Source organism: Mesorhizobium sp. M7A.F.Ca.CA.003.01.2.1 (genome assembly GCF_003998945.1).
GTDB classification, from domain to species: domain Bacteria; phylum Pseudomonadota; class Alphaproteobacteria; order Rhizobiales; family Rhizobiaceae; genus Mesorhizobium; species Mesorhizobium ciceri.
This window is the reverse complement of sequence record NZ_RZRA01000068.1, coordinates 1-10,131: the sequence shown is the minus strand read 5'-3', so window position 1 is coordinate 10,131 and position 10,131 is coordinate 1. Positions and strand designations below refer to the sequence as shown.

9 protein-coding genes, 1 tRNA gene and 1 pseudogene are annotated in these 10,131 nt (G+C 56.5%); 7 read left to right on the top strand and 4 right to left on the bottom strand.

Going from position 1 to position 10,131, the window contains the following annotated elements:
• From EN969_RS05150 to EN969_RS05140, 3 genes are all read right to left on the bottom strand, one after another.
• Positions 1 to 351: acid-shock protein (locus tag EN969_RS05150; protein WP_127419012.1), on the bottom strand; the 351-nt coding region annotated here is incomplete at its 3' end.
• A 151-nt stretch (positions 352 to 502) separates the two neighbouring features.
• Complete coding sequence (locus EN969_RS05145) at positions 503 to 691, bottom strand: DUF2158 domain-containing protein (protein WP_013527958.1); 189 nt, start codon at positions 689 to 691, stop codon at positions 503 to 505.
• 446 nt (positions 692 to 1,137) lie between these two features.
• The gene (locus EN969_RS05140) at positions 1,138 to 2,016 is read right to left on the bottom strand and encodes a LysR substrate-binding domain-containing protein (protein ID WP_275955642.1); all 879 of its coding nucleotides are present in this window, start codon (positions 2,014 to 2,016) and stop codon (positions 1,138 to 1,140) included.
• A 155-nt stretch (positions 2,017 to 2,171) separates the two neighbouring features.
• Here EN969_RS05140 and EN969_RS05130 point away from each other — a divergent pair, with 155 nt between their 5' ends.
• From EN969_RS05130 to EN969_RS05105, 6 genes are all read left to right on the top strand, one after another.
• Entirely contained in the window at positions 2,172 to 4,265 is a 2,094-nt protein-coding gene (locus tag EN969_RS05130) for an FAD-dependent oxidoreductase (RefSeq protein WP_245441299.1), read from the top strand.
• Positions 4,266 to 4,276: 11 nt separating this feature from the next.
• Positions 4,277 to 5,266, top strand: coding sequence for an ABC transporter substrate-binding protein (locus EN969_RS05125; RefSeq protein WP_164746276.1), 990 nt, complete (start codon positions 4,277 to 4,279; stop codon positions 5,264 to 5,266).
• A gap of 85 nt (positions 5,267 to 5,351) precedes the next feature.
• Complete coding sequence (locus tag EN969_RS05120; RefSeq protein ID WP_063170454.1) at positions 5,352 to 6,239, top strand: proline/glycine betaine ABC transporter permease; 888 nt, start codon at positions 5,352 to 5,354, stop codon at positions 6,237 to 6,239.
• Positions 6,232 to 7,374 carry a glycine betaine/L-proline ABC transporter ATP-binding protein gene (locus EN969_RS05115; RefSeq protein ID WP_063169963.1) on the top strand — a complete coding sequence of 381 codons (1,143 nt, stop codon included), beginning with the start codon at positions 6,232 to 6,234 and terminating at the stop codon, positions 7,372 to 7,374. Before EN969_RS05120 ends, EN969_RS05115 begins: the two co-directional genes overlap by 8 nt.
• 3 nt (positions 7,375 to 7,377) lie before the next feature.
• Positions 7,378 to 8,262 (top strand): alpha/beta hydrolase, encoded by an 885-nt coding sequence (locus EN969_RS05110; protein WP_348627661.1) that lies wholly within the window; start codon positions 7,378 to 7,380, stop codon positions 8,260 to 8,262.
• Between the two features lie 29 nt (positions 8,263 to 8,291).
• The gene (locus EN969_RS05105) at positions 8,292 to 9,272 is read left to right on the top strand and encodes a GlxA family transcriptional regulator (protein ID WP_063169965.1); all 981 of its coding nucleotides are present in this window, start codon (positions 8,292 to 8,294) and stop codon (positions 9,270 to 9,272) included.
• Between the two features lie 49 nt (positions 9,273 to 9,321).
• On the opposite strand, the gene EN969_RS05100 is transcribed toward EN969_RS05105, so the two are convergent.
• Positions 9,322 to 9,397, bottom strand: a tRNA-Thr gene (locus EN969_RS05100).
• A gap of 330 nt (positions 9,398 to 9,727) precedes the next feature.
• On the opposite strand from EN969_RS05100, the pseudogene EN969_RS05095 reads away from it, so the two are divergent.
• A pseudogene (locus EN969_RS05095) lies at positions 9,728 to 10,131 on the top strand (hypothetical protein); the annotation flags it as partial.

Sequence of the window (10,131 nt, the reverse complement as noted above, 5' to 3'; positions counted from 1 at the left end):
GGCGAAGCGCTTGGCGAAAAACGCATCGAGTTCGGCGCGATCGATGAAGCCGTCATGGTTGGAATCGATCCGCGCGAAGGATCTGGCGGCGTCGCCCTTGACGTTGCGCTTCGCCTGAAAGGCCTCCCATTCCAGCAGGCTGATCTTGCCGTCGCCATCCGTGTCGGCCGCCATGATCGCCTTTTCGCGCCGCTTCTGGAATTTGGCCAGCGTGATGTCGGACCTGCTCCCCGACGCGCCTGGCGCGGCAAGTGGCGCGGCGGTCTGCGGTGCAGGCGGGGTCGTTGCCTGGGCAAGAGCCGCAACGGTCTGCAAACTCAAGGCAACGACTAATATCGAACGGCTGATCATGTTGTGCGTCTCCAGCTTGGCGCGACGCAGACGGCTTGTGCCGTCATCGCGCTTCAACCGTTAAACGCCGCGACCCGGAAAATCCGTCGGTCGCGCGTGCTGATCCGTTCGTGCTCGGGTGCGCATCCCGTCGATCGGGATGGAAGGAGCTCTAGTCCGACTGGTCGGCCGCAATCAGTTGTTCGGGCTTGAACCCGGCATGCTGCGGGGTCCACACCTCGCCCTCGCGATTGAACCAGTGGCACAGATACATGCCCGAGGCTGCGCCATCGCTGACCGTCATCCTGGGGCCTCCGGATTTCAGCTTGACCACGTCTCCGGTCTTGAAATTGTTGGGCATTTTTTGACCTCCCATGCTGAGGCCATGAGTTTCACACCAAACCGGGGTCTCGACAATGGCAGATCTGCCAGGCCGGCGCCGCAATCCTTTGCACCAGATGCGAAGGGGTAGACGACGAAAAGGAGGGGGGATGGTGCGCTTGCGGGCAGCCAATTGCCGGCTCAAGCCATTAGAATCAAAATCGTTTTCGATGCCAAGCGGGTCGCAACGAGTTCCCTAGAGATCGTCCCGTAACGTCCTTGCCCGCGCCTTGAGTCGGCATGGGATCGGCCATCCCAGTGAGGGCGCGTCGTCCATGAACTCAACTGGAAAGCTGGCCAGTTACGAATCAGTATAAATCCGCGATGTACAAGAACACTACTGTGTGCGGCCTTCAGCGGGTAACGGCGCTGTTACACACGAAAAAATCCTTGCATGGTTTCCATAAGCGCCCGACGGCGACGGGACTAGATGCGCATTTTGTCGCGTATCCAGTTCCTAAAGATCTTGCTGGCACGATTTGGAGCATTCGCTGGAGCTTCAACAATGTAGTAGCCATTGCCGGTCGTGAAGGCGAGGTCAAAAGGGCGTACGAGACTCCCATTTGACAGCTTCTCCTCAACAAGGCGTGTCCATCCCAACGCCAACCCTTGCCCTTCGAGGGTGGCCCGCAGCAGATTGTCGTAATTTTGAAACCAGATTCCTTGCTGAGGGCGTAAAGAAGTTAGCTTCGCGAATTCAAGCCACTTGTCCCAATTCTCCCATTCGTGAGCCCGCCCATCTAGATGCAGCAGCGTCACGTTTTGAAACTTGCGGAAGTTTTCGGCGCCGACAGAATTTACATATCCTGGGCTGCAAATCGGAAAAAACTCCTCACTAAACACTTTCTCGGACTTCAATTTATTCCAGTCACCGCGACCATATCTAATCGAAATGTCTATCCCGAATTTGCTCATATCCAAGCATTCATCGGTTTCAACCAGTTTTATATTGATCCCGGGATTGCGAATTCGAAAATCAGCCAACCTCGGCATCAGCCAGCAACTTCCAAATGCAACGGTTGTACTAACTGTTACATTTGCCGGAATGTCAGCGACTTTCTCGTTAAACTCCCTTGAGATCAGCCATAAGCTTTCTGAAACTGTATTGTGAAATTGGCGCCCATATTCTGTAAGTGCCACGCCTCGTTGCCCCCGCTCGAACAATTTGGCGCCAAGCCTGGATTCCAGGAGCCTGACCTGCATGCTTACCGCTTCCCTGGTGACATTCAACTCATGAGCCGCAGCGGTAAAATTCATGTGGCTTCCCGCCGCTTCGAACGCGACCAGACTGTGTAGTGGCGGCAATCTCAAAGGCGGACGAGACGTCAATCTGATTTACCTCAGGCGTGATCGATCTTACGCTGACTATCCGAAAAGCACCCCGTAATCATAGTCCCAGCCATAATACGCTGAGGAAGCCAAGAGTGCCATCTCACGATAGCCATCGACAAAAGGACCCGTTGCTCGATTCATTCCAGCTCAGGTCTCTGCAACTTCGAAACAGGATTATGAGCACCGCTCATGCGCCGGCTTATGTAGAGAACGGTTGGCCTACGGAGCGCTACCGGCTCTATCATGAGGAGAAGGCCAAGGGAGGGCTTGCTCTAACGGTGGTGGGGGGATCGACCAACGTTTCGTCGGACAGCCCGTCCGCGTTTGGGCAACTTTATGCCGGCGATGACAGCATCCTGCCTTGGTTTGAACTGCTTACCGGGGGCGTTCATTCCCATGGCGCCGCGATTATGTGTCAGCTGACACATATGGGGAGGCGTACATCCAGCGACGTAGGGGAATGGCTGCCAGTAATAGGACCATCTAACACGCGAGAACGGGCGCACCGAGCCTATCCAAAGAGTATGGAAAGGGCTGATATAGTACGCGTCACCAAGGACTTTGCGGCCGCGGCGGCACGATGCAAAAAGGGCGGTTTTGACGGAATCGAAATCCTGTCGCACTCGCACTTGCTGGGACAATTCCTATCCCCTCTGATCAATTTCAGACAGGACGATTATGGCGGCTCCCTGGAGAACCGGCTTCGACTCACCTTCGACGTCCTGAACGGCGTCCGCGATGCTGTGGGTGACGAGTTCATCATAGGACTGAGGATCACCGGTAACGATTTCCTCAAAGGTGGGCTCAGCCGCGAGGACTGCATCGAGATCGCCCAGCGGCTTGAGCAGTGCGGCCTGGTCGACTTCCTCAACGTGCTTGCGGGAGCGCCATACGACGATCTGGGCTTGGCTCAATGGATGCCTCCTATGGGCACTCCCGCAGCCCGTTTCCTTGGAGTTGCCAAAGACATACGTGAGGCCGTTTCACTACCTATATTCTATGCAGGAGGCATTGCCGATATCGCAACTGCTCGCCATGCCCTGCGCGACGGCATTGTCGATATGGTGGGAATGACCAGGGCTCACATCGCCGATCCCTACCTGGTCTCAAAGCTGCAAACCGGGCAGGAAGATCGTATCCGCACCTGCGTCGGAATGAACTACTGCGCAGACCGGGTTAATCAAGGCAAAGACGCTTTATGCGGCCAGAATGCCGCGACCGGTCGCGAGCGTTTCTTCCCGCATCGCTTTCGCCGCCATGAAATAGCGGGTTTGCGCGCTGTCGTTGTTGGTGGAGGCCCAGGAGGACTGGAGGCGTCCCGTGTTCTCGCCGAGCGGGGTTACAGGGTGACCCTGTTCGAAGCGTCCAACCAGCTGGGTGGACAGATTAACATGGCGGCCGGAGGTTCCACCAGGCGCCAGATGCGCGGGATCATCGATTGGCTGGTCAATGAACTCGAGCATCTCGGCGTTGATGTTCGCTACAACATGCTGGCGGAAGCCGAGGACATCCTGCGTGAGAAACCTGTGTTGGTGGTGATCGCGACAGGCGCACTGCCGCGCTCGCTGAACATTGGCGGCGCGCATCTTGCCCGGCCGATTTGGGACGTGTTCACCGGACAGCCTCCTGTTGGAGAGGTCATCATTTTCGACGATCGAGGCGACCATCACTCGCTGGTGGCGGCGGAGGTAGCAACCCAATCCGGTGCTTGCGTCACTCTCTTAACGCCGGATCGCACACCTCTTCATAATCTCGGGCCGACGAACTACGGCGTCGGCATGCGCAACCTGTATCAGCGCGGGGTGAACTTCCTCACCGACCGTGAGATCGTTGCCTTGAGCCCTGACGGCAACCGTTTGACCGTCACCGTGCGAAACGTCCTCACCGACCTGGAAGAAAAATTCCAGGCCGATCATGTCTTCTATGAAGTCGGGACGGAAGAAAACGCTGAATTGTACTTCGATCTTCAAAGTCATTCAGTCAACAACGGCCAAATAGAAGTAGCATCTCTATTGGACGGCAAAGCCGAGTACCGAACGGTGAACCCGGCCGGTGATTTCGTGTTGTTCCGGATTGGTGACGCGGTCTCTTCGAGGAACATCCATGCTGCGCTCTTTGATGCGTTGCGTGTCTGTTCCGTCATCACGGTCGCCGGACAGACCGGCTCCGATCAAGCGCGCTACTCAGTAACACATAGGCAAATGAAAGGGGAAACGACGTGAAAAATCTCCCACTGGCGGCGGCATGCCTGACAATTCTTGTACTGGAGTCACTCCCTGCGAATGCTGCATCAAGCTGCGGTGAGCTGACAATCTCCAGCATGAATTGGCAGAGCGCTGAAGTGCTGGCAAGCCTGGACAAGTTCATTCTTAAAGCTGGGTTCGGATGTGATGCGGAAATTCTCGAAGGGGACACCGTGCCGACGGTCACCTCCATGATCGAAAAGGGAAAGCCCGATGTTGCTCCCGAGATCTGGGTCGATCTGCTGCCAGATGTTGTCGCTACCGGCATCAAGCTAGGCAAGCTTGTTGAAACTGGCGCGGCCCTCAAAGATGGTGGCGTCAACGGGTGGTGGATTCCAAAGTATGTGTCCGAAGCACATCCGGATATCAAAACCATTGCGGATGCGCTCAAACATCCGGAGCTCTTTCCAGCACCTGAAGATTCATCGAAAGGGGCGGTCTTCAATGGGCCTCAGGGCTGGGGCGCGACGGTTGTTACAACGCAGCTCTTCAAAGCCTACGGCGCTGAAAAAGCCGGCTTCACCTTGATCGACACCGGATCGGCAGCCGGCTTGGATGGATCGATAGCAAAGTCATATGAGCGCCACCAAGGCTGGCTCGGATTCTATTGGGCTCCGACGTCGATTCTGGGAAAGTATGAAATGGTGAAGCTCGACTTCGGGGTTCCTTACAATCAGGCTGAATGGAAGCGTTGCAATACAGTGGCGGATTGTGCCGATCCAAAGCCAAACGTTTGGCCGCAAGATCGAGTAAAGACGATCGTCACGAAAGGCTTTTCGGATCGTACTGATCCCGCAGTGATGGAGTACCTGCAAACCCGGTCGTGGTCCAACGATACGGTGAACGGTCTCTTGACCTGGATGACCGACAACCAGGCCACTGGTGACGATGCGGCAAGGTATTTCCTCAAGACACGCGAGGATATCTGGGCCAAGTGGGTCCCGGTCGGCGTCGCCGGAAAAATCAAAGCGGCACTTTAATCAACGTGTCGCGGTGGTGGCCTTTAGAGCGGCCATCATTGCGACCGCCATTGCCCTCACTGGGCTGACCGACCGAGAATTCCTCATGGATTGGCTGACAAATTTTCCCCATCTCAATGACGAGGCCTTGCGGCTTGTCAAAAAGGGGCTGGATGACGCTTTTCGAACCTTCACCCGAACATACGGCGATTCAATTGAGGGCGTTTTCGCGCCGTTGCAGTACCTTCTGATCAAGTGCGAGCACTTTCTAACCGACACGCCCTGGCCGCTGATCATTTCGCTGGCGGCTGGGCTGGCATGGCTTGCATCCCGAAACTTGACAACCGTGGCTGGAACCGTCGTCACCCTCGTTGCAATCGGGTTCCTGAGCATGTGGGACGATACGATGAAGACGGTGTCCATGATCCTTGTCTCGACGATCATAGCCATCGTGCTCGGTGCGCCGGTTGGAATTGCGATGTCGAGATCGGAGCGCATCCAGAGGGTCATCAATCCGGTACTCGATGTCATGCAAACCATGCCAAGCTTCGTTTATCTGATCCCGGTGGTGATGCTGCTGGGAATCGGCAAGGTTCCTGGTGTGATAGCCGTCGTAATCTATGCGATCCCTCCCATGATCAGGCTGACAAATCTGGGCATCCGCCTCGTGGACAAGGATGTATTAGAGGCGGCCGATGCCTTCGGTTCGTCCAATTGGCAAAAGCTGCGAGACGTCCAGATTCCCCTGGCGCTGCCGACCATCATGGCTGGCGTCAATCAGACCATCATGATGGCACTAGCCATGGTCGTCATTGCCTCGATGATCGGGGTGCAGGGTTTGGGTCAACCGGTCCTCAAAGCGATCAACAATCAGTATTTCACGCTGGGTTTGTTCAATGGACTAGCCATTGTTGGTATCGCCATCATTTTTGACCGTATCAGCCAAGCTTATGGCAAGCGGCTGCAGCGACACCTGGAGTTGATGCATGCCTGATCGTGAAGAAAAACAAGTCGGAATCGTTATCTCACATCTGTTCAAGATCTTCGGAGCCAATGCCAACAACCACCTGAATGCATTGGCGAGAGGGATGACGAAAGATGAGTTGAACGAACGCCACGGGCTTGTCCTTGGACTGAACGACGTTAGCATCAATATGGCTGCTGGTCAGGTCCACGTCATAATGGGCCTTTCGGGATCCGGGAAATCCACCTTGATACGGCACATCAACCGGCTGGTTGAGCCGACGGCTGGCCAGATCATCGTTGGCGGCCAGGACGTTCTCAAATTGGATGAGCATGCTTTGCGGGCCTTTCGTCGCAACACCACGGCGATGGTGTTTCAAAAATTTGCTTTGCTTCCGCATCGCAACGTTCTGGAGAACACCCTGTACGGCCTGGAGATCCAAGGCGGCGATCGCTATAGGCATCGTGAAAAGGCGATGCGCTGGATTTCACGCGTTGGGTTGAACGGATTTGAAGACCGGTATCCGAACCAGCTTTCGGGCGGCATGCAGCAACGTGTCGGGTTGGCTCGGGCTTTGGCAAGCGACTCGCCAATCCTGCTGATGGACGAGGCGTTTTCTGCCCTCGATCCCCTCATTCGGTCAGACATGCAGGAGATGCTGCGGAATATTCAGCAGGAGGTGAAAAAAACGATCGTGTTCATCACGCACGATCTTGATGAGGCGTTGAGACTGGGAGACCAGATTGCCATCCTTCGCAACGGCGAGGTGGTTCAACAAGGTTCGAGCCAGGACATCGTTCTTCGGCCGGCAGATGACTACGTGGCCTCGTTTGTAAAGGACGTCAACAGAGGACGTATAATACGAGTTGACGCGATTATGACGCCGTCAAATCCGGCGAGCGCTTTGCCGAAATCTCTTCTCTCAGCTGACACCACCCTGAATGCGGCTGCAAAGCTGATGTGCCAGCATGGCGGGCACGAGAGCGTCGTCGTCGACGGACACGGCAAACCGTTGGGTCGAGTGACAAAGGACCAGATCATGGCGGCCATGATTGGATACGGCGGACTGTGGGGTAGCGAAAACGGTGGGGGCACCATTTCATTTCGACCGGTGTTGTACTCTGCCAATCAGCCGGCGAATCCAGGGAACCGCGCAGAACGATAGGCTATGTCGCTCGGGATCGTTCCGCCTTGGCACGATTTCCGCAATCATCATCATAGAGGTTATCAAGAGGCACCGATGCTGAAGCTAGATCAGTCGTTTCGTTTTGAAGGCCAGGACGTTGCGTGGGGCCGGATCGGGGAGGGCGCTCCCTTGGTGATGCTTCATGGAACGCCGTTTTCGTCACAAGTATGGCGCCGCATAGCGCCTCTCATAGCTTCACGCCGGACGGTCTATTTCTTCGATCTCCTCGGATATGGTCAATCCGCAAAGGCGGATGGTCAGGATGTGTCGCTAGGCGTGCAGAACAAACTTTTTGCCTCACTGTTGAAGGAGTGGGGCGTGAAGGAGCCTGACGTCCTTTGTCATGATTTTGGCGGCTCGACTGCACTTCGCACCCACTATCTTAACGATGTGCGGTATCGTAGCCTGTTGTTGGTCGACCCTGTGGCGGTCGCCCCTTGGGGCTCCGCCTTGGTGCAGCATGCGCGAAAGCATGAAGCCGCGTTTGCCGGCGCCCCCGATTACATTCACGAATCGATCTTGCGAGCGTACCTGCAAGGCGCGGCGTTCCAGACCCTTCGCAGCGAAGCTCTGGACCTCTATATGCAGCCTTGGCTTGGGCCCGTAGGCAAGCCGGCCTTCTATCGACAGATCGCCCAAATGGATCAAAAATTCACCGACGAAGTCGAAAAGCTTTATAGGCCGATGAATTTTCCCGTTCGAATTCTATGGGGTCGTGAAGACGAGTGGATCCCAATCGCGCAAGGACAGAAATTGTCCGAGAAGCTCACCAACGGGGTGATGACGGCCGTGCCTCAAGCAGGTCATCTCGTCCAGGAAGATGCGCCTGAAATGATCGTCGCGGCACTTTTCGATACGCTGCAGTAGTTCTCCGACCTAACCGGTGATGACGAGAGATGGCCAGAAAGTTTGCGTTTCTGCTGACGCGCCATTTTACGCTTTCGCCGTTTGCGCTTTTCGTCGACACGCTGCGGCTTGCGGGCGACGAGGATGATCGGAGTCGAAGAGTAGAGTTCGACTGGCAAGTGGTTGGCGAGCGTGGTTTGCCTATCCGCGCAAGTTGCGGCATCGAAGTGATGCCGACGAGAGAACTCCAGCACCCGGAGGAATACGACGATATCGTTGTCGTTGGCGGGCTTCTGAACACGGGCGATACTCTTGGAAGCCAGAAGGAAGCCTTCCTGCTAAAGGCCGCATCGCGCGGAGTTCGATTGACGGCGCTCTGCACAGCCAGTTTCGTACTCGCTCGATATGGATTGCTGGACGGCTACAACGTGTCCGTGAGCTGGCTCCACGTCAAAGATTTCCGTACCATGTTCCCGCAAGTCTTGGCACATGCGGATAGCCTGTTCTCCGTCGACAGAAGCCGCGCAACCTGCGCTGGCGGTGTCGGAGCGGCCGACCTGGCTGGTCATTTTGTGGCAGAGTCCATTGGTAAGAAAGCTAGCGAGAAAGCTGCCAAGATCCTTATTCTTGATCGGGTCAGGACGACCCGCGACGTCCAGCCCGTGGGAGATCTTTTCCCAAACGCCGAAAGTAGACAACTGAGGCGTGCCCTCCTTCTCATGGAGAGCAACGTCCAAGAAACGTTGGCTGTCAGCGACATTGCAAGATCGCTCAGCGTTTCGAGACGACAGCTTGAACGGTTGTTTTTTGCTGAAATCGGTAGGAGCCCACTGTCGGCATATCTCGCGATACGCGTGCACTACGCAAAGACGCTCCTCGAGGTTAGCGACCTAAACATGGGCGAGATTGGATTCCGCTGTGGCTTCAGCAATGCGGGACACTTCAGCCGCGCCTTCAAGCGCCAAACTGGCCTTACTCCCACCGACTTCAAGCAGTCCCGAGGCACGTCAGCCGTCCCATCTAGGTCGTGAGATGTTGGGGTTGCGGCCCCAAACGAATGGACGGCTGTGAACAAGTAAATGGTGCCGCTTGCGTGACTCGAACACGCGACCCCCGCATTACGAATGCGGTGCTCTACCAACTGAGCTAAAGCGGCCCGGGAAGCCAACGCCTCCAAGATGCGGCGGTGATAGACGCAACCGGGCGCGAATTCAAGATGCGACTTGGCAATTCCTGCGGCGGCGTCATGGCACCCTCGAAAGCCGGCCGCCGCCTTGTCCGCCAATCAATCGCCAAGGGATGCGGCGCACGGTACGTGCGCTCTCCGCGCGTGAAAATCGGTGAAACATGCTGATTTTGTTGCCGGAACAGCGCCGGAATGGACTTTGCATACCTCTGCGAGGCAGAATGCGCCGCTCGCCCGTTGATTGATTGGTCGCCTGCGGCTAACGATCACGGCAAGGTAGGCAAAGACAGAGGGACCCGCTTGGACGCGATCGAAAAAGCGATCCGGAACGCCTTGGAGAAAGGCAATGCCGAGGACCGCGCGTTCCGCGAGAGGGTCTATCGCTCGGCTTTTGCCGCGCTTGATCGCGCGCTCCAGGCCAATCCCGGTGTGACCGTTGAGGTCGCCATCAAGCGCCGCAAGGCAATCCAGGCGAAAATCACCGAAATCGAATCCGAGTTCCTGCCGGCGGTGCCGGATGTCGGCCCGCAGGGCGATGCACCGGCGGTCGAACTCGGAGCGGACTCGGCGCCCGCGGTCGAAACCGGCCGACAGGCATCGTCCCCCGATGTCGTCGTCGACGGCCCCGTGCAATCCGCTGCCGATGCGCCGCGCTCGCGCGTCCTGCCCGTCGTTCCCGACATCATGCCGGACGCCACGCTTCC

Coding starts and splice junctions, on each gene's coding strand:
- EN969_RS05145 (WP_013527958.1), bottom strand. CDS start 691: ATGCCCAACAATTTCAAGACCGGAGACGTGGTCAAGCTGAAATCCGGA.
- EN969_RS05120 (WP_063170454.1), top strand. CDS start 5,352: ATGGATTGGCTGACAAATTTTCCCCATCTCAATGACGAGGCCTTGCGG.
- EN969_RS05105 (WP_063169965.1), top strand. CDS start 8,292: ATGGCCAGAAAGTTTGCGTTTCTGCTGACGCGCCATTTTACGCTTTCG.
- EN969_RS05110 (WP_348627661.1), top strand. CDS start 7,378: ATGTCGCTCGGGATCGTTCCGCCTTGGCACGATTTCCGCAATCATCAT.
- EN969_RS05115 (WP_063169963.1), top strand. CDS start 6,232: ATGCCTGATCGTGAAGAAAAACAAGTCGGAATCGTTATCTCACATCTG.